Annotated in this window: 18 protein-coding genes; 3 read left to right on the top strand and 15 right to left on the bottom strand. The window is 65.6% G+C overall.

Features of this window, described 5'->3' with window-relative positions:
- Window positions 1-60: 60 nt before the first annotated feature.
- The 13 genes from BLU88_RS03630 to dcd form a co-directional block, all read right to left on the bottom strand.
- Window positions 61-1,254 carry an N-acetylglucosamine-6-phosphate deacetylase gene (locus BLU88_RS03630; protein WP_092010085.1) on the bottom strand — a complete coding sequence of 398 codons (1,194 nt, stop codon included), beginning with the start codon at window positions 1,252-1,254 and terminating at the stop codon, window positions 61-63.
- Window positions 1,255-1,351: 97 nt separating this feature from the next.
- On the bottom strand, window positions 1,352-3,367 hold the full coding sequence (locus BLU88_RS03625) for a S9 family peptidase (protein ID WP_092010083.1): 2,016 nt from the start codon (window positions 3,365-3,367) through the stop codon (window positions 1,352-1,354).
- Window positions 3,368-3,453: 86 nt separating this feature from the next.
- Complete coding sequence (locus tag BLU88_RS03620) at window positions 3,454-4,170, bottom strand: hypothetical protein (protein ID WP_231939573.1); 717 nt, start codon at window positions 4,168-4,170, stop codon at window positions 3,454-3,456.
- A 5-nt stretch (window positions 4,171-4,175) separates the two neighbouring features.
- Window positions 4,176-5,597 (bottom strand): sensor histidine kinase, encoded by a 1,422-nt coding sequence (locus tag BLU88_RS03615; protein WP_092010078.1) that lies wholly within the window; start codon window positions 5,595-5,597, stop codon window positions 4,176-4,178.
- Window positions 5,594-6,346, bottom strand: a complete 753-nt coding sequence (locus BLU88_RS03610; protein WP_092010076.1) for a response regulator transcription factor — start codon at window positions 6,344-6,346, stop codon at window positions 5,594-5,596. The genes BLU88_RS03615 and BLU88_RS03610 overlap by 4 nt, the downstream gene beginning before the upstream one ends.
- Window positions 6,336-6,731, bottom strand: a complete 396-nt coding sequence (gene mnhG / locus BLU88_RS03605) for a monovalent cation/H(+) antiporter subunit G (protein ID WP_092010074.1) — start codon at window positions 6,729-6,731, stop codon at window positions 6,336-6,338. The genes BLU88_RS03610 and mnhG overlap by 11 nt, the downstream gene beginning before the upstream one ends.
- Window positions 6,721-7,272 (bottom strand): monovalent cation/H+ antiporter complex subunit F, encoded by a 552-nt coding sequence (locus BLU88_RS03600; RefSeq protein ID WP_092010072.1) that lies wholly within the window; start codon window positions 7,270-7,272, stop codon window positions 6,721-6,723. The genes mnhG and BLU88_RS03600 overlap by 11 nt, the downstream gene beginning before the upstream one ends.
- Window positions 7,269-7,928 (bottom strand): Na+/H+ antiporter subunit E, encoded by a 660-nt coding sequence (locus tag BLU88_RS03595; protein WP_231939572.1) that lies wholly within the window; start codon window positions 7,926-7,928, stop codon window positions 7,269-7,271. The genes BLU88_RS03600 and BLU88_RS03595 overlap by 4 nt, the downstream gene beginning before the upstream one ends.
- Window positions 7,925-9,508, bottom strand: coding sequence for a Na+/H+ antiporter subunit D (locus tag BLU88_RS03590; protein WP_092010070.1), 1,584 nt, complete (start codon window positions 9,506-9,508; stop codon window positions 7,925-7,927). Before BLU88_RS03590 ends, BLU88_RS03595 begins: the two co-directional genes overlap by 4 nt.
- Window positions 9,505-10,140 (bottom strand): Na(+)/H(+) antiporter subunit C, encoded by a 636-nt coding sequence (locus BLU88_RS03585; RefSeq protein ID WP_092010068.1) that lies wholly within the window; start codon window positions 10,138-10,140, stop codon window positions 9,505-9,507. The genes BLU88_RS03590 and BLU88_RS03585 overlap by 4 nt, the downstream gene beginning before the upstream one ends.
- Complete coding sequence (locus BLU88_RS03580) at window positions 10,137-13,184, bottom strand: Na+/H+ antiporter subunit A (protein ID WP_092017131.1); 3,048 nt, start codon at window positions 13,182-13,184, stop codon at window positions 10,137-10,139. Before BLU88_RS03580 ends, BLU88_RS03585 begins: the two co-directional genes overlap by 4 nt.
- A gap of 180 nt (window positions 13,185-13,364) precedes the next feature.
- Complete coding sequence (locus tag BLU88_RS03575; RefSeq protein WP_231939571.1) at window positions 13,365-14,603, bottom strand: hypothetical protein; 1,239 nt, start codon at window positions 14,601-14,603, stop codon at window positions 13,365-13,367.
- Window positions 14,600-15,178 carry a dCTP deaminase gene (gene dcd, locus BLU88_RS03570; protein WP_092017127.1) on the bottom strand — a complete coding sequence of 193 codons (579 nt, stop codon included), beginning with the start codon at window positions 15,176-15,178 and terminating at the stop codon, window positions 14,600-14,602. The genes BLU88_RS03575 and dcd overlap by 4 nt, the downstream gene beginning before the upstream one ends.
- A gap of 289 nt (window positions 15,179-15,467) precedes the next feature.
- Between dcd and BLU88_RS03565 the strand changes: the two genes are divergently transcribed.
- The 3 genes from BLU88_RS03565 to BLU88_RS03555 all read left to right on the top strand — a co-directional run bounded on the left by BLU88_RS03565 (window position 15,468) and on the right by BLU88_RS03555 (window position 19,115).
- Window positions 15,468-16,940: an LPXTG cell wall anchor domain-containing protein gene (locus BLU88_RS03565; RefSeq protein WP_092010066.1), complete on the top strand. Its 1,473-nt coding sequence runs from the start codon at window positions 15,468-15,470 to the stop codon at window positions 16,938-16,940.
- A gap of 6 nt (window positions 16,941-16,946) precedes the next feature.
- Entirely contained in the window at window positions 16,947-18,092 is a 1,146-nt protein-coding gene (locus tag BLU88_RS03560; protein WP_092010064.1) for an ABC transporter, read from the top strand.
- 63 nt (window positions 18,093-18,155) lie between these two features.
- Window positions 18,156-19,115 carry a hypothetical protein gene (locus BLU88_RS03555; protein WP_092010062.1) on the top strand — a complete coding sequence of 320 codons (960 nt, stop codon included), beginning with the start codon at window positions 18,156-18,158 and terminating at the stop codon, window positions 19,113-19,115.
- Between the two features lie 29 nt (window positions 19,116-19,144).
- Here the strand turns inward: BLU88_RS03555 and BLU88_RS03550 are convergent, their stop codons facing one another.
- Window positions 19,145-21,079, bottom strand: coding sequence for an NHL domain-containing thioredoxin family protein (locus tag BLU88_RS03550; RefSeq protein ID WP_092010060.1), 1,935 nt, complete (start codon window positions 21,077-21,079; stop codon window positions 19,145-19,147).
- A gap of 179 nt (window positions 21,080-21,258) precedes the next feature.
- Complete coding sequence (locus BLU88_RS03545; protein ID WP_092010058.1) at window positions 21,259-21,999, bottom strand: YggS family pyridoxal phosphate-dependent enzyme; 741 nt, start codon at window positions 21,997-21,999, stop codon at window positions 21,259-21,261.
- Window positions 22,000-22,070: the final 71 nt, after the last annotated feature.

The raw sequence follows: 22,070 nt of genomic DNA, 5'->3' as shown, positions 1-22,070 counted from the left end.
CCAGGGGACGACTGTGCCCATTTCCCGGACCCGGGAAGGTTCGACCTGGCTCAGCGGGATTCAGCCGCCGATCCGCGATCCTCGGATGCTCATGTCCTGATCAAGAATCAAGAGGTCAGCCGGCATTCCGACTGCCAGCAGGCTGTCCGCGTCGGCAGCGCCGCCCACTGCATGCAGGGGCACGGAGCTCGCGGCCCGCACAGCCTCGAACGGGCTGAGTCCCACCTCGGCGACGGCCCGCTGCACGGCAGCATCCATCGTCAGCGTGGACCCCGCAATGGCACCCTGAGTGCCATCCGCGGTGACCAGACGGGCTACCGAATCCTTGACTTCGACCGGGAGCGAGCCGAGGTGATAGCTCCCATCGTGCAGACCGGTCGCGGCCATAGCATCGGTGATGAGCGCCAGGCGACCGGGCACGAGTTCGTTGAGCATACGGGCGACCGGAGCGACGACATGGACACCGTCATTGATGAGTTCGACGGTGACATTCTCGGCCTCGGCCGCAGCCAGAACCGGCCCCGGAGCACGGTGATGAATGCCGGGCATCGCATTGAACGCGTGAGTGAGAATGCTCGCGCCCGCGTCGAACGCCTGCGCGGTCAGCTCGAAGTCGGCGGCCGTGTGACCGACGGCCACACGCACCCCTGCCGCAGAGAACCGAGCGATCGCGTCGAGAGCACCGGGAAGTTCGGGCGCAATGGTGATCTGCGCGAGAGTTCCATCCGCCGCCTCGAGGATCGCCTCGACCGCCTCCGAAGTCGGCGGTGCGAGCACCTCTGGCGCATGCGCACCCCTGAAATCCGGGGACAGGAACGGACCTTCCGCATGCAGACCCATGACCATGGCCCGATCATGGACGAGCCCCGCACCCGCGCGCAAAGACCGACACAGACCCTCGATCGTGTCCGAGACGAAAGACATTGCGAGCCGGCCGGTGCCATGAGCCCGATGCACGTCGAGGATCGCATCGATCGCCTCGGCCCCGCCTTCGGCACTCGCGCCGCCCGCACCGTGACAGTGGATATCGACGAACGCGGGAGCCACGTATCCGCCGGCCGCGTCGATGACCTCGCCCCTCCCCGAGGCGACTCTGTCCTTCCAGCCGTCCCCGCGACCCCGTTCAGCGACCGTTCCGTCTGCGATCGCGATCCACGCATCGGCGGTCTCCTCGGTGAACGTCGCCCGATCACCGTCGAGTATGCACGCATTGTGGATGATCGCCTCGGCGGGGATCTGTTCGGTCTGTGTCATCGGGGTCCTTCTCTCTTTCTGCGAACGCCTCATTCAGGGTACGGAACGGCTCCGCACTGCTCGCCACCCACTGGGCGCGAACCGATCGACCGCCGACTCACCCCAGAGTGCGGACTCGGTTCGCGTCGATGCCGAGCACATGCGTATCGAGGAACGCGAGCACGGTGCGGTACCAGACCTCGGCATTCCCGCGGCCGAGGATCCAATGCCCCTCGTCTGGGAAATAGAGGAAACGATGCTGAGTGTCGCCATCGGCGTCGAGCGGAGTCTTCGCCTGAGTGAGCAGATCCAGCCACAGTTCCTGCCCCTGTCCGATCGGCACGCGGTAGTCCTTGTCACCGTGGATGACGAGCATCGGCACCTCGATGTCTTCGGCGAAGAGGTGCGGCGAATACTGCGCCGACTGCTCCCGCATCGCCTGATCCCAGGACGAATTGTCCGTCGTTCGACCCATCGACGTGGTGTTCCACAGTGAGGCGTGGGTGACGATGCACTTGAACGCGCTGCCGGTGTGCCCGGCCACCCAGTTGGCCATGTACCCGCCGTAGGACCCGCCGGCCAGGGCGATGCGTTCGGAATCGATGTCCGTCCGCTTCCCCGCGGCCTCGGTCAGCGTCATGATGTCTGTGAATGGTGTGCCGCCGAGCTGCTGCTGACCGCGATCGATCATCGCCTGCCCGTAGCCGGTGGAGATCGCCGGATCCGGCAGCAGCACCGCATACCCGGCAGCCGCGAAGGGGCCGGGGTTCCATCTGTAGGTCCACGCATTCCACGACCCCCACGGTCCGCCGTGCGCGAAGACGACGAGCGGATGCGGCCCCTCCCCCTCCGGCAGCACCAACCACGCACGGATCGGCGTGCCGTCCTCGGCACGGACCTCCACCTCGGTGAGGGTGCCTTCCTCGTCGAGCACCGTCGCCGGATTCGCGAGCTCGCTGATCACCCCGGTGCCGAGGTCGACGGAGATCGGCAGGGGTGCGACATCGATCGCCGAGGCGGTCGCCACGACGGTGTCCTCGCGCAGGGCAAGTCCCGAGAACGAATACTTCTGATCGACTCCCCCGACGAGCCTCCGAGGCTGCGCATCATCGAGACCACCGATGAAGATGCTTCCGCGGCCGTGATCATCGGCAGTGGCCACGATGGTCGAATCGTCGACCCAGATCGGGGAGAACCAGAAGTCCGCATCGGGCCACACGGGATTCAGTTCCGCGGTTTCGAGGTCGAGGACCATGAGTTCCGCCGATAGGTTGGCCTGCGGCGTCCAGGACTGTACGCGGGTGATCAGCGCTTTCGCCCCGTCCAGGCTGATGGCCTCGATATCGAAGCTGTGATCGGTTGCCGGTTTCGTCAGCCGGTGCAGCTCGGGCTCTCCATCGAGATCGACGCGCCAGATCTCACTGGCTTCGAGTTGGCCGGGGATCGGCTTCTCGAGTTGGACGAGGACGAAGCGAGCCTCATCATCGACGGCCCAATCGACCAATCGTCCGGACGGCAGAGACAGGTAGCGGAAGCTCAGGCCCGCTGGAGCACTCAGCTCGTCACCGACCTCGGGAAAGTCGGTGGCCGCCTCATCGAGAAAGGCCACTGCCAGAGTCTGCCGGCCCGGCCCCAGATCATGATCCCACCGGCGGATCGGGAACCCGGTGTGGAGGATTCCGCTGACCTTCGCGTCGCTGCGTTCGGAGCTGAACTCCTGATGGTCGTTCTCATCGGCGGCCCATGTGTGGACGGGGAATTCGACGATGATGGTCTCGCCCTTGACCTCGATGCGAGAGAATCCGCCCTCGTGATCGGCGAGCTTGCGGGCCTCTCCGTTGTCCGGCAGAGCCCAGAGGCTCGGGGACTCGGCATCCTTGCCGTCCTCGCCCTTGCGCTTGGAGGCGAAGACGATCGTCCCGTTCTCGCTCAACGCGGCCGGCCCGATGGACTGGTCGCCGCGGGTGATGCGCCGGGCAGTCTCCCCACTGATATCGGCGAGGTGGCTGAGGGAAGAATTGCCCTCGGAGTTGAGGAACGAGTACTGGGCGATGACGCGGCCGCTCTGATTCGTCAAGAGGCCTTGCAGGCGGCGGGCGTCGAGGAGTCGGGTCACTGCGTCGTGGGTCGTCATCTTCCCATCCTAGATCCCAACCTTGATTCCGGGGCGAAATCCAAAGAAACCCCAGGTCGCCGAGGTGCTCGGAACCCACCCCGAGGTCACCGGAAGCTGGGTGCCGGAACCCTCTCGCCATCGATCGTCACCGTCGGCAACATCTTCTTGAAGTCCTCCGCCACTTCGGTGTTCGTCTTCAGTGTGCGCATCTCGATCGATATATTCACCAGACGTCCGTTGATCTTGTAGCCGGCCTGGACCCCGAAGGCAGACGTCGGTTCACCGTTGAGCGCGAGGATCTCGGTGGGACCGAGCTCCCCCTGGTAGCTCCAGAACTCTCCTGCGGCCAGAGAACCCGTCTGCTCGGCAATCACCTGCGAGTCCTGTTCAGAGAAGTTATAACGCCTCTTCTGATCGATGACTTCCTGCGCGCTGTCACCGTATTCGTCAGTGCAGTTGACGAGGATGATATCGCCGCGAGAAGCGTCTTCTCCATGATTGAAGACATGGAACTCTGCGTTGCTCCCTGAGTTGTCCCTCCAGTCATCGCCGAGCGCGAAGCTGAGTTCGACCGGGCAGCTGTCGCCGAATGTCACCGAAGTCTTCGACATCCCTTCGGGGATTCCGGCTTCGGTGGGTTTGCCCGTGGGCTCGGGGCCGGCGGTCTCCTGGACACCGATCCGCACGGGACCGTCAGCCTTGTCTTCGGTGCGGATCTGAAAGACCGAACACCCGCTGAGCAAGAGGGTCAGTGCAAGTGCGCCGGCAGCCGCGCCTCGCCGCACTGAGGCGGGTCTCGGCGAGCCCGTTCGCTTGGTCACCGGACTCACTGCTGGTCACCTTGTTGGCGACGGTCCGGGTACCCCGCTTCCGGGCCGTTCCGGTTCTGCTGGGGCTGTCCGTACCCGTGCTGAGGAGGCTGCCCAGTGGGCTGGCTGCCGACAGGCGGCTGTCCGAATTTCTGCTGACCCGAGTTCGGCTGACCGCCGACAGGCGGTTGACCGGTGGGCCGAGAACCGCCGGCAGGCTGACTGCCCATCGGAGGCTGCCCGTAACCGGGGTACTGCCCTCCGGCGTTCGGTACCTGCCGCGGCGGTTTGAACTGCGAATGCTGACCCGAATCCGGCGGGAATCCACCAGAGACGGACTCCCCTGTCCGGCGGTTGACCAGATTTCCGTCGACCCGCTCGAGGCGACGCTTCGACGTCCTCCGCGGAGTGCCGAGGATCCGCCCCTGCAGTTCGGCCTCATTGGGCTGACGGGGAGGCAGGAATCCGGGCGCCTGCCGCGAATCCGCCTGCTGCATGGGTTGCACCGCATGCGAACCGGCGGCAACTCGATCCATATGATCCGACATCTGCGGAACGGTCACGGGCGCGGCATCGGCGAGGACGGGAAGGACCATGCGCACCGAGGTCCCCACACCCTCCTGGCTGAAGAGCTGCACAGATCCGCCGTGTCGGGTGACGATGGCGCGCACGAGCGAGAGGCCCATTCCGGAACCGGCGACCGCCCGCACGCGAGAGCCGCGCGAGAGCTCGTCCCAGACGTTCTCCTGTTCGGCCAGCGGGATGCCGCTGCCGGTATCGGCGACCTCGACGACGACCCAGCGGTGACCGTCGATGATCTGCTCATTGGCACGCAGCTCGACGACTTCGGCCTGAGACGAGTATTTGAGGGCATTGCCCAGCAGGTTGAGGATCGCGGTGAGCAGCAGATCCTCCTCACCGGCGACATCGGGCAGTCGCCACGGAGCTCGGGCGACAGTGGCCACGATCATCCGATCCTCGGCGCCCGGCGCGGTCGAGGCATCCTCGACGGCCTGATGGATGAGCGCATCGAGATCGACGCGTGCGTATTCGATGATGCGGGTCTCGACATCGGCGAGCTTGCGCAGATCGGCCAGCAGTCGGGCGACCCGACGCGACGACACATCGACCTGTTTGGCGGCCGGCTCCACCTCGCTCAGGTTGCCGCCGTCTCGGACGACCTCGCGGATGCTCGCCGCCGAGGTGCGCAGCGCCGTCAGCGGATTCTTCAGCTCATGGTCGAGTCGGATGAGCATCCGATTGCGCTTCGTCATCGAGTCCTCGGCCGCAGCGGTCTCGATGGATTCCCGCAGAGCGGCCTCACGCTTCTTCAGATACCGCCAGCCGAACCAGGCACCGACGGCCAGACCGCCGAGCACGATGACGAGCAGCAGCAGGAACAGCCAGACCTGGATTTCGAAGACAAGGAAGTTCGTCATATACGGCTCTGTCCGTCCTCGCCGCGAACCTCACCGACGAAGCGGTAGCCGCGCCCCTGCACGGTGGCGATCCACCGTGGTTCTGCAGCATCTTCGCCGAGCACGCGACGCAGTTCGGCGACTCGCGAATCGACGGCGCGGGTGCCCACGGCTTCTTCGAATCCCCACAGCACCTCAAGCAGGCGGGAGCGTTCGATGAGCTCGTCCTTGTGCACCATGAGGTACTCGAGAAGGGTGAAGCCCTTCGGAGTGATGACGAGCTCCCGCTGCCCCAGCCAGGCGCGGCGACCGACTCGGTCGACGCGCAGGCCGAAGCTGGACACGAGCACCGGGGCCGTGGCCAACGGCGGTCCGTCATTGCGGGTCCGACGCAGCACGGCACGGATGCGAGCGACGAGCTCGTGCGGGTCGAAGGGCTTGTTGAGGTAGTCGTCGGCACCCTCTTCGAGAGCCATTGCCCGCTCGACCCCTTCGCCGACCTGAGTCAGCAGCAGCACCGGAACCCAGTTCTCCTCCTGGCGCAGACGGCGCAGCACCTGCCGGCCGTCAGCTCCGGGCATGAGCACGTCGAGGACGCACACATCTGGGCGGTGGCGGTGGATCTCATCGAGAGCGAGCAGTCCGTCGCTGGCGGGCAGCACCCGGAAACCGGAGCGTTCGAGGAACGGTACGACCGCTCCGAGGACATCGGGCTCATCATCGGCGACTAAGACGAGTGGTTGGGGCTCGGTGTGATTGTCAGCCGTCATGGTGGTCTGTTCCGGTTCCTCTCTGGCGTTCCCAGGCAATCTCTCTGGCCTCGGCACGGTCGACCGCCTCGGCGAGTTCATCTCGGTACAGCATAGATCGACGCAGGTGCTTGGTGCGATATCCGGCGCGACCGACCATATGCGTGGCGACGGGGATCGTCACGAGCTGGAAGGAGATGATGATCGCCAGTGTCGTCACCGTCGCCCATGTCGGGAACTGGATCGCGATCGCCACAGCGACGAGCATCAGGCCCAACACCTGGGGTTTCGCACTCGCGTGCATGCGCGAGAGAAGGTCACCGAAGCGGACGAGACCGACCGCGGCGGCCAGGGACAGGACCGCGCCGAGGAAGATGAGCACGGCCGAGATGATGTCAAGAACCACGGCTGTTCTCCTCTCCGTCGCGCTCCGACATGTGTTCGGCGTCGTCGGGCCCCGGGTCGGGCCCGGTTCCTTCGCCCTCGCCGCCGCTGTCGGCGTGGGCGTCGTAGGTGGGATCCGCGATCTCGGTGACCTCGACGTCCTCCGCCGTTCCAGCATCGGCCGCTCCGGAATCAGTCATCTCGGAACCCTGCTCCTCCGCGTCACGGGGCATGTGCCAGTCGGAGGAGCTGAACTCGGACAGGGCGCCCGCCTCGGCGCCGGGAGTCATCGAATCGGACTTCGACACATACCGCGACACGCTGACCGAACCGACGAAGCCGAGCATCGCGAGCACGATGAGCACGGGCAGCAGATCAGTCCGGTCGGACAGGGCCATGTACCCGCCGAGGCCGCACATGATCGAGGCGAGTACGACGTCGGTGCCGATCATGCGATCGAGGATCGACGGACCCCGAACGATGCGGAAGAGCGCAATGACCACCGAGGCGGCCAACAGCACCGACCCGGCGACGACGAGCGTGTGGAGGACGATCTCACTCATGAACGGCCTCCTTCGGTCTCGCCCAGCGGATCCGGTCTGGCACGCAGGGCGGCGAGGTCACGGTGCGAACCGAGAGTGCGGATGAGCAGCGCTTCGATGTAGTAGACCTGCGCTTTCGCCTTGCGCACCTTCTCCTCGGAATCGCAGTCGAGGAAGTGCAGGTAGAGCATGCCCATGGCGCGATCGCTGTCGATGATGATCGACCCGGGGATGAGGCTGGCGGTATCGGCGATGAGGGTGAGCACGAGGTCCGAGCTCGTGCGCAGATCGCAGGCGACGACGGACCCGGCGCCGACCGCTTTGCGACGGAACGCATACCAGGCGACTTCGACGGAGGCGTGGAGGACCGAATAGAGGAACCACAGACCGAACACCAGCGCATGCCAGACGTTGAACCGTCCGGAGAGCACAACGGGCGGGAGGTAGAAGACGCGCGTGATGACGAAGGCCAGCACGATTCCGGTGACCACGGTGACCACCGTGATCGAGTCCCACAGCATCAGCCACAGCAGAACCAGCGAGACCAGCAGCACGAGCTGCTGGATGATTCCGCGGCCCCGACTCATCCGCGCCCGGTTCGCCGGTGCACGGTCCTGACCCGGAACCCGGACCTGTCCCTGATCTGGGTACTGGTTCTGGTCTCGGTCGGGGCTCATGACTCATCACCTCCGAGCACGTTCGTGACGTAGTCGATCGGTGTCGAGAGGTTCTCGGCCGCCCGGTTCGACATGTCCCACAGAGGTTCGGCTGCGACGGTGAGAACGATGGAGGCGATCACCACCACCGAGGTGGCCGCCACCATGGCAGGGGGAACGCCGATCTGAGATTTCCACTTCTTCCCCGCCAGCAGCGTCTTCTTCCGCTCCGTGAATTCCTCGACGAGGTCCTCGTTCGGCTCCTCCACATCGGCCGGGTCACGCCAGAATGCGAGGTTGAAGGTACGTCCGATGACGTAGAGAGTGAGCAGGCTCGTCACGGTGCCGGCGACGATGAGGACGGTCGGCAGCCACGCGTGGTCGTCGAAGCCGGCGAGGAAGAGTGCGACCTTGCCGATGAACCCGGAGAACGGCGGAATGCCGGAGAGGTTGAGAGCCGGGATGAAGAAGATGATCGTGATCACCGGCGAGAGCACCATGAGACCGCCGAGAGACCTCGTGGAGGTGGACCCGCCGCGCATTTCGACGAGGCCGATGGCCAGGAACAGCGCGGTCTGGACGATGATGTGGTGAACCGTGTAGTAGATCGCCGCAGACAGGCCGACACTCGTGCCCAGCGCCACGCCGAAGAGCATATAGCCGATATGGGAGACCAAGGTGAAGGACACGATCCTCTTGATCTCCGACTGCGCGATGGCGCCGAAGATGCCCACGAGCATCGTCAGCCCGGCCGCGATGAGCAGCGGCACCCGCAGGGAGGATTCGGCGAACAGCAGGGTCTCCGTGCGGATGATCGCATAGATGCCGACCTTCGTCAGCAGTCCTGCGAAGACCGCTGTCACCGGGGCCGGTGCCGTCGGATAGGAGTCGGGCAGCCAGAAGGACAGCGGGAAGATCGCGGCCTTGATGCCGAAGCCAAGCAGCAGGAGGACGTGGAGGATCATCTGCACATCGGCCGGCAGGTCCGAGATCCTCCCCGCCAGCTGCGCCATGTTCACGGTGCCGCACGCTGCGTAGATGATGCCGATGGCGGCGAGGAAGATCACCGAGGACACAAGCGAGATGATCACATAGGTGACTCCCGCCCGGATCCGCTCCGCCGTGGCACCGAGGGTGAGCAGCACATAGGAGGCGACGAGGAACATCTCGAAGCCGACGTAGAGGTTGAACAGGTCTCCGGCGAGGAACGAGTTCGCAATGCCCGCGCACAGCACCAGATAGCTGGGGTTGAACACGGAGATCGGGGTCTCGTTCGAGTCGTCGTTGGCGTCCTGACTCAGCGCGTAGACGAGCACGCACAGGGTGACCAGCGCGGACACGATGAGCATGAGCGCCGACAGCCGGTCGGCGACGAGCACGATTCCGGCTGGGGGCTGCCAGCCGCCGATGGCCACGACCTGCGGTCCGTGCGCATCGACGCCGACGAGGATCATCGTGGCGATGACCATGACCGCGACCAGGATCGCGATCGACACGATGTTCTGCGCCCGCGTGTTCTTGGACAGGATGAGCGCGATTCCGGCACCGATGAGCGGCAGCAGAACGGGCAGGGGAACGAGTACGGGCAGAAGATCGATCATGAGTCGTCTCCCTGCTGTTTCGCGTCCCGGGCCTCTTCGGCGACTTCGGCCTCCTCAGCGCTGTGGGCTTCCGTCTGGGAGTCCACGGCCGCCTCGGCGATGGCATCGGCTTCGGCCGAACTCGACGCCTCCTCGATATCGTCGACGACGTCCTCCCGCTCTGCCGGTGTTCCGTCGTCGTCGAGGTCGATGGCGCCGGTGATCGGGGACTCTGCCTCGTCACCGAACTCGGTGTCGTCGTAGTCCGTGCTCGCCTCCGCCTCGGAGTCGATGAGCTTCGTGATCGCCACCTGGAGGTCGGTGTCGTCATCCTGCAGCGAATCGGCGCGCATGAGCCTCCAGGAGCGGTAGATCATCGCCAGCAGGAATGCCGTCACGGCGAAGGTGATGACGATGGCCGTGAGGATGAGCGCCTGCGGCAGCGGATCGGACATACCCTCGGTCGACAGGTTCTCTCCATCGGTCAGGGGCGGGGATCCGCGGCCGGCGGTGAGGATGATGAGCAGGTTCACTCCATTGCCGAGCAGGATGAAGCCGAGCAGAACGCGGGTCAGCGAGCGTTCGAGCATGAGGTAGATGCCGGCGGCGAAGAGGACGCCCATGGCCAGGACCATGATGAAGGAGACGCTCATAGGCGGCCTCCTTCCGCACCGTTGTCGACGTCGAGTTCGTTGACCCGGTCGATGATCTCGGACACGGCACGGTGTTCGGCGGTGGCGCCCATGTTCTCGGAGAAGTTCACATTGTCGTGGATGCGGTTGGTCAGCATCATCTCGTCGCGTTCCTGGTGCAGGTCGACCTCGGCTCCGAGTGAGCGGAGGATGTCGAGCATGAGGCCGACGACGATGAGATAGACGCCGATGTCGAAGAACGTCGACGTCCCGAAGGACAGGTGGCCCAGCAGCGGCAGATCACCCTCGAGGTAGACGGATTCGAAGACCGTGTCACCCCAGATCCACCCGCCGATGACGGTGAGGATCGCGGTGACCAGACCGGTACCCAGCATTCCCGAGGGAGTGAAGGGGGCCGCCTCGGCGAGTTCGTACTTGCCACCGGCGAGGTAGCGCACGACGAGCGCGAGCCCGGCGACGAGGCCCCCGGCGAATCCGCCGCCCGGATCGTTGTGGCCGGCAAAGAGAAGGTAGACGGAGAAGACGATGACGGCGTGGAAGATCAGGCGAGCAGTGACCTCGAGGATGATCGACCGGTTACGCGGAGCCAAGGTCCGTCCGGCGATGAGCCACGACGCCCGCTTCTGCGACAGCCCCTCCCCGCGGCCGGCGTGGTGAAGGTCGACGACGTCCTCGGCCACGGGTTGGAAGCGGATGCGACCGGCCGCCTCGGTGCCGTCCCTCTTCCTCTCGAACCGATGCAGGTGGCCTTCGCGTCCGCGCACGAAGATGAGGCCGGCGATACCGGTTCCGGCGGCAACGAGCACCGAGATCTCGCCCATCGTGTCCCACGCGCGGATATCGACGAGGGTGACGTTGACGATGTTCTTGCCGTGGCCGAGCTCGTAGGCGAGCTGACCGAAGTCGACGGAGATCGGATCGGCCACGCGCACACCTGTGGCGATGAGGACCACGAGCATCATGGTGATGCCCACGGCGCCGCCGATGATCGCCCGCCGGGCGGGAGTCAGCCGCCCGGTGGACTCGCCGATGCGTGCCGGCAGCCGGCGGAGGACGAGGACGAAGACGACGATCGTGATGGTCTCGACGAGCACCTGGGTCAGGGCCAGGTCGGGAGCGCCGACGAAGGCGAAGTAGGCGACCATGGCATACCCGGAGATGCCGGTGACGACGACGGCGGTGAACCGCTTCTTGGCCCGGGTGGCACCGATCGCGACGATGACGAGCACGGCCGCGACGATGAGGTCCAGCGGAGTGTCCCAGAGCCGGAACGTGATGCTCCACGTGTCGTTGGCGATGATCGCCAACCCCAGTCCGGCGACGAGGACGAAGTAGACCACGCCCTGGTAGAACGGCAGCGAACCACGCTGGGTGCGGGCGGTGACCCACAGCGCCAGGGCCTCCATCCAGCCGATGAGCTTTCGGTAGAGCTCGTGGAAGTCCAGGCCCGACGGCAGCGTCGACTGGACCTTCGCGAACGATCGGCGGAAGATGAACAGGGCGAGGCCCGCGGCCACGGTCACAGCGGTGAAGGCGAGCGCCGGTTCGAATCCGTGCCACAGCGCGAGGTGGTAGTGCCCATCGCCTTCGGCCACGGCCGGCAGCCCGGAGGTCCACGCGGAGAAGTAGCCGTCGAGCAGACCGACTCCGGGGCCCAGCGCCAGAGTCAGTGCGGTGAGGATGAGCGGGGAGACGACGAGGGTGAGCTTCTCGTCGCGGCGGGCGATGTCGTCGACTCCCGGCTTCGAGGAGAAGGCGCCCCAGACGAACCGGGCCGAGTAGGCGACGGTGAGGATTGAGCCGATCATGATGCCGATGAAGGCGATGACCGAGATCTTGTCCGGTGAGGACAGGAGGGTCGAGTATGCGGCTTCCTTCGCGGCGAACCCGAGCAGCGGAGGAAGTCCCGCCATCGAGGCGGCCGCGATCGACGCACACACGGCGACGACGGGGAAGGCCTTCCAACCGCCGGAGAGCTTCGTCAGGTCACGCGTGCCGGCGCGGTGGTCGATGATGCCGACGCACAGGAACAAACAGGACTTGAACAGGGCATGGGCGATGAGCAGGCCCAGGGCCGCTTTCGTGATGTCCGGAGTGCCGAACGAGGCCATGGTGGTGAGGAATCCGAGCTGGGAGACCGTGCCGAAAGCCAACAGCAGTTTGAGGTCGGTCTGCTTCAGCGCCTGCCAACCGCCGATGAACATCGTCAGCAGGCCCAGGGTGAGCAGCACCTCGGACCAGCCGGGGATGTTGTTGTAGCCGGGAGCCAAGCGCAGGACGAGGTAGATTCCTGCCTTGACCATGGCCGCGGCGTGAAGATAGGCGCTGACCGGAGTGGGTGCGGCCATGGCGCCGGGCAGCCAGAAGTGGAACGGCATGAGCGCGGACTTCGAGACCGCACCGACGAGGATGAGGATGACGGCCGGGACGATGACACCGCCGGTGTCCATGCCGGACTGGGCACGGTCGACCAGGGTCGAGATCTGCCCTGTGCCGGTGGCGGTGATGAGCAGGATCATGCCCACGAGCATGGCCAGTCCGCCGGCGGTGGTGACGATGAGCGCCTGCAGGGCCGCCTGCCTCGAGCGGCGGCGGGACTGGCTGTGCCCGATGAGCAGGTAGGAGAAGACTGTGGTGCCTTCCCAGAACAGGTAGAGCATGAGCAGCTCATCGGCGACGACGAGCCCGTACATCATTCCGGCGAAGGCCATGAAGATTCCCGCGAAACGGGCCAGTCCCGGCTCATCGGGCGGGAAGTAGCGTGCGCAGTAGACGAAGACGAGGGCTCCAACCCCGGTGACCAGCAGCGTCATGATCCAAGAGAGCACGTCGAGGCGGAAGACTCCGCTGAGGCCGAGCTCGGGCAGCCAGTCCAGATTCTCCACAAGGGGCTGAGCGGCTGGGCCGAAGAGATCGGAGATCGTCGACAGGCTCCACAGGAGTCCCGCGAGAGGGACGAGAGCGAGAAGGAAGAAGGCGTTGCGGCCGAGCAGGCGAACCAGTGGGTAGGCGATGACAGACGCCCCGAAGAAGGCCCCTGTCATGATGATCACCGGCGGCCACCTCCGTCAGATGCCTGTGTGAGAAAGGTTCGTCAGGTCATTTTCGCACGGACAGGTGTCGTTTCCCCAATCCCAGGGTGTGAGCTGAGACAGGGTCCGCCCCGGCACGGCACCGATCAAGAGCGCTGTTTTCGGCTGGTCACGCACAGAGACGACGAGTGGTCAGGAGCGCAGCTGACGGCTGGTCACGAGGAAGCCGTTCTCGTCGAGGCCGATGCCTGCGGAGCCGACGAGCAGTTCGGCTCCGATCGCGTCGGTCAGCCGGGCCACCTGGCTGCGCATCCGCCGGAATCGGCGTCGCTGGTTCGGCTGATAGCGCTTCGACTCGGTGTCCATCCAGTGCACGTGGTATTCGATCTGCGGAGCATCGGTGTGGGCGGCGATGATCGGCGGAACCCATTCGGCCTCCATCACACGGATCTCGAGGCTGCCGGCGGTTTCATCGATCTCGCCGAGAGGGACGAGCAGGGCGTAGCCGTCGAGGACGACTGGCGCGGAAGGATCGAAGAGCGGGTCGTCGATGCTCGCCTGGGCCAGCACATCCTCGTCGGGGGTGGGCAGGGCCTGCTGGAAAGCGTGCGGGGCATGGCGGCGCACGAAGTCGAGGGCGACGGGCGGTTCCATCCAGTAGGAGGAGTAGATGTAGAGGTCGACCTTCGCCTCGGGGTCGGGAATGATCACGCGCGTCGGCAGTCCGGACTCGTCGGCCAGGCGCACGCCGGTGTGGAGTCGGGAGGCGACGGAGAGCATGAGGCTGAGCATCCGCTCCTCCTCCCGGTCCGGCATCCCGTTGGGAAAGGCCTCGTGGAGTCCGTCGGAATCGGCGAACCAGTCCGGCGGCGGGGTCGGCTGGCGGTCCCGGGGGCAGTCGATGACGATGGCATGCCGAGCCCACTCGGGAACCTCGAGCGCGGCGGCATCGGCGGGATCGAGGGTGACCCCCGAGCTCAGTCGGGAGTGCCGGCTCAACCGCATCTGCCCGTGTTCGTCGAGCGCGGGGCGCAGATCGGGCAGCTTGTTGTGGATGAGCGCGAGGACGTCGGATACCTCGACGGCGTCATCGAGGAGGATGAGGTGGAAACCCCGCAGATCCGCCGAGGTGGCCGTGTCCTCGGGCGCGGAGGCGCCACCGCCGTAGCCGGGCCGTCCCGTCGACGGCATCCCGGTCCGCCGCCGGCTCGCGGCCTGAGCTTCGGGAGCCTGAGTCTCGGGAACCGGGGCGGGTGCTCCGGGGACGGCTTGGTCTCCTGTCGCTTTCGAGACGCCCGATGCGTAAGCGCTCGGTGTCGGGGTGCCCTTCGCCTGGGTATCGGGTACCTGGTAGCGTGCGGCGTCAGCCTGTTCCCGGGCTGCGCGTTCAGCGGCTTCGCGTTGCAGCCGCAGTTCGCGGCGGGTGGTCACATGTCCCTCCGGTAGAAGTTGAGGTGCGAACGGGATGCGGTCGGACCGCGCTGGCCCTGGTAGCGGTTGCCCGTGGCTTTGGAACCGTAGGGATTCTCCGCTTCCGAGCTGAGTCGGAAGAAGCAGAGCTGACCGATCTTCATCCCCGGCCACAGGGTGATCGGCAGAGTCGCGACGTTCGACAGCTCCAGGGTGACGTGGCCGCTGAAGCCCGGGTCGATGAATCCGGCCGTCGAGTGGGTCAGGAGGCCCAGACGCCCGAGCGAGGACTTGCCCTCGAGTCGAGCCGCCACATCGACGGGCAGAGTCACAAGCTCGTGAGTGGAGGCGAGGACGAATTCCCCCGGATGGAGGACGAAGGGCTCCCCCGGAGCGGCTTCGACGAAGCGCGTGAGTTCAGGCTGCTCGAGGCTCGGATCGATGACCGCGTATTTGTGATTGTCGAAGAGCCGGAAATAGCGGTCGAGACACACATCCACGCTGGCCGGCTGGATCAGCGAGGGGTCGTAGGGGTCGAGGGCGATGCGTCCGGAGTCGAGCTCGGCGCGGATGTCGCGGTCGGAAAGGAGAGTCACGTTTCCGATGGTAGTCGTTCCGGGCCGCGCACGCTCGGGATCACCTGCACCGAGCGCACCGTAACGGCGAAAGAATCCGGCCGACACGCCGAAACTATATTACAAACAGATAACGATTTTCGGGAATTCTCCTGATTTCTACCCGTGTGTCTCCACATAGCGGCGGATGAATGCTTTAGGGTAATGAGCTGTACGGACCCGCGCACGATGGTGCCTTCCCCTTCTTAAGCCAAGGAATGCCGGGAGTCCATCGTCTTTCGTGGGTAGACAACAATCGAAAGGCATTACTGTGAAGACCTCGCGTCTTGTGCTTGCCCCCGCAGTAGCCGTTGCATTGACAGGTCTTGCTGGCGCCCCGGCGTTCGCAGCGACAGAGTCCACCGCTTCGGTCCCTCAGCAACCGCTGTGCGCCCAGGGTGATCAGCAGTCATCGAGCAGCTCCGAATCGGATTCCTCGGTTCCCGAGAAGTCGGATCCGCAGGCCACACTTGCGCAGGCACAGGTGACCCGCGCCGACATCGCTGACGACAAAAAGGGAATCGGCTTCTCCGGCACCGGATTCACCCCGGACGAGAAGGCCACGGTGACCGTCGTCGGCACCGATGGCACCGAATACTCTCCGGAGAAGAAGCTCACGGTCGACGAAGACGGAAAAGTCTCCGGAACCTACTTCTTCACCGTCACCGACGGTGCCCAGGTACCTGTCGGCGAATACTCGCTCTACCTCACCGACCTCAAGTCCGAGAAGAAGTCCTCGAAGGTGACTTTCGATGTCGTCTCCAAGGCCTCCGAGGTCGACGATCCCGGCAAGGGCGATAGCAAGGACGACGACAAGTGCGACTCGGCCACCGGCCCGATCAAGACTCCGGACGAGACTCCTAGTGAAACGGAGTCCCCGAAGCCGTCGGAGACCAAGACCGAAGAGCCCACCACCGAGGCTCCCAAGCCTTCGGAGACGAAGACCGAGGATCCGACCACCAAGGCCCCGGAACCGACAGAGTCCAAGACCGAGGAGCCCGCAACCGAGGCACCGAAGCCGAGCCCGACCGAGACCGACAAGGCCGAGGACGACAAGGCTTCTGCCGACGATGTGAAGCCGGGACCGGCCAAGGCCCCGGAAGAGGATCCCGCCACCGAGGCTCCCAAGCCGAGCCCGACCGAGACCGATACCGAAGAGCCGAAGGTCGACGAGACCGAAGGGTCCGAGGCCGAGGAGGAGGCTCCCGAGTCCACCGGTCCGGCCAGCCCCGGCTCCGAGGAGAAGAAGCCTGCCGCTGCCGCTCAGGCGTCGATGTTCATCGACCCGACCGAGGTCAGCTCCGAGGACTTCCTCAATGACGGCGTCAAGATCGGAGTCAGCGGTGCTCAGCCCGGCGAGAAGGTCTCCATCACGGTCGAGCATGCCCAGGGCAAGGTCGACCGCTACACGATGACCAAGGAAGCCGATTCCGAAGGCAAGGTCACGTTCGGTGTCCAAGCCAAGGTCAAGGCCGTGCTCGGCACCTACAACGTGCGTGCTCAGGCCGAGAGCTTCGATGAGCCCCAGGGCGGAAGCTTCACCGTGCTCACCAACGGCACCGCCGTCGACGAGGGCGGAAACGGAAACGGCAGCGGCCAGGGCGATTCCGGCAGCGACCTGCCGCGCACCGGTGCCGAGATGACCGGACTGGCACTCGGTGTCGGTCTGCTCGCAGTCGGTGCAGCAGCTGTCATCATCACCCGTCGGCGGATGAACGCCTCCGACGATCCCGCGGAGTTCTAAGATCCGTTGAACGAAGAATTGTCCCTCGCGGGGCTGCAGCTCGACGGACGCGAGATCGACCTCGGACGTCTGCGGGCAGGGACAATGCTCGGACTCATGGGCAGCCCGGACAGCACCACTTCGGTGGTGCTGTCCGCGGCCGCCCTGCCGCACGTTGCACCGCCACCACGCTTCCCGACCGGACGCCGGTCGGGTCGTTCGCGTGTTCGCAGCTGGATGAAGAGCTACCTTCGCGAAGCCGATGCCGGATCTGGGGAGGCGGCATCGGCAGCGGATCCGACTGCTGCGCTGACATCATTCGGACTGCGGCCCGATATTCTGCGCCGTCGCATCGACGACCTCGACGCGACCGATCGTGCTCGCCTCGCCCTGGCCGCGGCTTGGGCGAGCGGCGCGAAGTGGCTGACCCTCATCGACCCGTTCGGTTCGGTTCCCGGCCATCTGCGCACCGGGCTGCGGAGTCGCTTCGCCGAACTCATCGCCCAAGAGGGCCGTGGGGTCGTCTTCAGCTCGAATTCGCTGACCGACCACTCCATCGCCGAGGCGGGCGTGGCCGATATCGAAATGGACCAACTCGTCGCGTTCGGCTCCTTGGAGCAGATCGTCACCGAACCGCGCGGTTCGCTGCCGGCCGAGCTCAGCGGGGTCAACGTCTATTCCGGGCTGGCGCGGAAGGGATGGCTGTCCATCGGCCATTCGGCCGTGCGCGCCCGCACCGAACTCGACGGGAAGGTGTTCGTGACTCTCGGGTGGCGTGCCGCCCTCCTGTCACTGGACGAACACGATCCGGCGTTCACCTCGGCGACGGTGTTCGAAGCCATCGTCACCGGACTGCGCGATCGCGGTTCCTGCTTGCAGGCGAAGCTCTCACCGGTCGACACGGAGATGGGCCTCGCCCTCGACGTCGACCTCGCCGATCTCGCCGGCGTGCCCGGCAGGCAGATGGAACCGAAAGGATCGGACACAGCTGCCGAACCCGCTGCGGATTTGGCAATGGCCGTCGACGCAGGCGAGAAGCCGACCGTCGGATTCGGCGTCCTGCATCCGGGACTCGGTGCGACGATCACCGAACTGCGTGCCAACGTCAAGGTCGGCACACATGTCTTCGTCGAAGTCGACACCTCCGCATTGCACGCCTACCCGGTTGAGTGACGGGCGGAAGATAGACTGGGACCTGCCCAGTCCCCTTCAGTCCCCAAGCGAATCAGGAGCGCCATGCGAACGTCGCGCAGACTTCTGATCTCGGCGCTGATGGTCGTCGTCCTCACGGTTGCAGCGGTCCCCCTCCTCAACTTCACCGTCTACACTCCCGCACGGGCCGCCGAGGCCTATATCTCGGCGATCGAACGCGGCGATGCGCACAGTGCCTTCTCCTACCTGTCGGCACCGACTCCGTCGTCGACCTTGGCGCTCAGCGACGAGGTCCTCTCGGCGGCCCCCGACCTGCCGCGCGAACCCGAGGCCGAGACCGTCTCCGTCGACGGCGACCATGCGAAGGTCCGACTCAGCTATAACCTCTCCTCGCAGGAGCAGACCGTCGACCTCGAGATGGTCCGCCTGCCTGCCAGCGCGGGACTCTTCGACCGGTGGGCCATCGAACAGCGGGAATGGCCGACACTCAGTCTCGACGTATCCGGTTCGTCGACGGCGACGGTCAACGGCTACGGGGTCAGCACGGGAGAAGTGCCCGTGCTGTTCCCGGCGAGCTACCTCGTCGGGTTCGATGCGACGTTTCTGAAATCCAATTCCCAACGCGCCGAGGTGACCGCCCCCGGCGACTCCCCCACCGTGAAGCTCTCGCCGGAGCCCACACCCAAACTCGAGAAGACGGTGGAGGAGCAGGTCACCGAACACCTGCAGGACTGCATAAAGTCGAAGACTCTCATGCCGGCCGGCTGCGTCTTCGGCTACGACACGGACAATGAGATCATCGGTGACGTCTCCTGGTCGCTCGAGCGCAGTCCGCAGATCGGGCTGACCTCGTCCGGCAACGATCTCGAACTCACTCCCTCGACCGTTGAGGTGCGGGTCAAGGGACGCTACCGGGACATCGTCACCGCCGCCGAACACGACTTCGACGAGAAGCTCTCCTTCGTCCTTGGAGGCTCGGTGGTCGTCAAGTCCTCACAGGTGAGCTTCGAGCCGCGCCGCCTCGGCGACGTCACCATCGCCTGAGCGGGGTCCGCCATCGCCTGAGCGGGCGCTCATGCTCCGCGGAGATCGAGGGTGAGTTCGTTCGGCGCCGAATCCGCGAGCTCGACGGGGATTCCCCAGTCCTGCTGGTAGAGGTGGCAGGCGGCGTGCAGCGGGATCTCTCCCCCGGGCTCACCATCGCAGGCGGCGGCCCGCGCAGTCACGTGCAGAACACCCTCGGTGAACTCGGGATCGATGACGATATCGCGACTGAGTCCCTCGGCTCCGCCGTCGCCTGAGACGATGAGTTCCGGCGGCGTCGCAGACACCTGCAGGAATGTGGGGTCGCCCCACCGGTCATCGAGCTTCTGACCCGCCGGAACAGTGAAGCTCACGGTCAGCGACACCGGACCGGAGGCGAGCTCCGTCGACGGGCGCTTCGTCGTCAGTGCGCCTTCGTCGACCTTCTGAGCATCCTTGGGCAGCTTCACCCGAGTCAGAGCGTGTGCGGCGGACTCGACGACGATGAGTTCGGCATCGTCGGGGGTGCCCTCGTTGTCAATGAGGACGATGTCCGAGGGTTCGCGCAGGCCGCGCGCCAGAGTCGTGACTTCCTGGGTCTGAGGGTCGAAACGGCGGATCGCACCGTTGTAGGTGTCGGCGATCGCAACCGATCCGTCGGGCAGGCTGCGCACGCCCAGCGGGTGCTGCAGGCGCGCCTCGGCGGCCGGTCCATCGCGGAAGCCGAAGTCGAAGAGTCCGACGCCCACCAGCGAGGACACCTCACCGGTGGCGGGGTCGAGACGGCGGATCGCCGAGGTCTCGGAGTCGGCGACGAACACCTCTCCCCCCGATCCGAGGTCGAGTCCGGAGGACTGCGCGAACCAAGCGGACTCGGCGTCGCCGTCGACCAGGCCTTCGTTCATCGTGCCCGAGAGGATGCGGATCGTGCCGTCCTTCGGATCGAAGGACCAGAGGGTGTGGTTGCCCGCCATCGCCACGACCACCTCGGCGGTGGAGGGGACGAAGAGGACGTCCCACGGCGAGGACAGCTTCACATCACGAGCGGGTCCGTCGTATCGGCCCAGCTCACCGGGCTTGCCGCGGACATTGTCGATGGCGCCGACCATGTGCTGCTCACCGGTGCCGGCGATCGTCGTGACCGCCTCGTTCTCGAGGTCGATCCCGCGCAGGGTGTGGTTGACGGTGTCGGCGACGATGAGCTGGTAGCCGACATCGGCGGCCAGCTCGGCGGGCAGCACGGTGATGCCGCCGGGTTCGCTGAAGCTCGCCGAGGCGAAGTCGCCGTCGTCGGATCCGCGCACGCCCGTGCCGATGCGGCGGATGATCGTGGCCGCATCGTCGTCGTATTCGACGAGGCTGTGGTGTCCGGAATCAGCGACGAGGAGGTGGCCCGAGGGCAGGCGCGTGGCCTTTCCGGGGTAGAACAGGTCCGTCTCCGGCGCCGGCGGCGGAACGTAGGGACCGTCACCGGAATGGAGAGTGCCCTTGGCCGAGTGCTCCTCGATGAGTCCCTCGATGATTTCGGTGAGACCGGCCGCGTGGCCCTCACCGGACATCGTCGCCACGAGGTAGCCCTCGGGGTCGATGACGGCCAAGGTCGGCCAGGCACGGGCGGTGTAGGCCTGCCAGGTGACGAGGTCGGGATCGTCGAGGACGAGGTGCTCGACCTGGTAGCGCTCCACGGCCTGATCGACGGCTTCGACGGTGCGTTCGAACTCGAACTTCGGCGAGTGCACGCCGATGATGACGAGTTCCCCCGCGTACTTCTCCTCCAGCGGACGCAGTTCGTCGAGGACGTGGAGGCAGTTGATGCAGCAGAAGGTCCAGAAGTCGAGGAGGACGACCTTCCCGCGCAGGTCGGCCAGGGTCAGGTCCTTGCCGCCGGAGTTCATCCACCGGCGGCCGACGAGTTCGGGCGCACGAACCTTGACGTCCCGTGCCGATGAAGTGGCTGACGCGGAGAACTCTAGACTGCTGTTCATGGTTCTATGATCGCAGATCCCCCGCCGAGGCGGCCTCCCCGGTGTCATCAAGTGACGGTTCTCTCCCGCGCACGTTTCCGAGGAGGTTGCGACCGAAGTTGAGGACGTCGTGCCTCGCGCCGGGGAAGACGTATTCGGCAGTGGGGAGGTCGTCTCCGGTTCCGGAAAAGACGGCCCGGTCAGGAGTATTCGCGGGCGCCGAAGATGCTCGAGCCGACTCGGACCATCGTCGCTCCTTCCGAGATGGCGAGTTCGAAGTCGCCGCTCATGCCCATCGACAGTTCGGCCGCCTCAGCGGGCATGGCCCCGGAGTCGCGCAGCCTTTCGCTGAGTTCGCGCAGGTCGGAGTAGCTGGGGCGGATCTCTTCAGGCGTGCTGCCGGGCAGGCCGATCGTCATGAGTCCGCGCAGCCGCATCCGGCCGAGTTCCCGGGTCGCGGTGATGAGCTCCTCGGCGTCTTCGGGTGCGATGCCGAACTTCGAGTCCTCGCGGGAGGTGTTGACCTGGATGAAGAAGTCGATGGTCTCGTCGAGGACGTCGAGGCGGTTGTTGATCTTCTCGGCCAACGGCAGGTTGTCAACGGACTGGATGCATTGAGCGTGGCGCAGAGTGTGGTTGACCTTGTTCTTCTGCAGGGGTCCGATGAGGTGGGTCTCGGGGTTGAGGTCGGCGAGCGCCTCGGCCTTGCCGGTGATCTCCTGCACTTTGTTCTCACCGATGAGGGTGAACCCGTGTTCGAGGGCGACGCGGATCTTCTCCGCCGGCTGCGTCTTCGTGGCCAACAGCACGCGCACATCGTCTCCGCTGCGACCGCTGGACTCGGCGGCGGCGCGAGCACGGTCGGCCACCTCGTCGAGGTTGCCGGTGATGGCTGCGATGTCGTCCGTGGACAGTGGAGAGGGAGAATCAGGCGTACTCATAACACCAGTCTTGCATGAGCCGCACGAAGTTTCAGGTCGTCGAGGATGCCCGGACGGCGGCGTCTCGCGCC

Source organism: Brevibacterium siliguriense (assembly GCF_900105315.1).
Lineage (GTDB): Bacteria > Actinomycetota > Actinomycetes > Actinomycetales > Brevibacteriaceae > Brevibacterium > Brevibacterium siliguriense.
The sequence above is the reverse complement of the archived record's forward strand: the minus strand, read 5'-3'. Positions and strand labels throughout refer to the sequence as shown.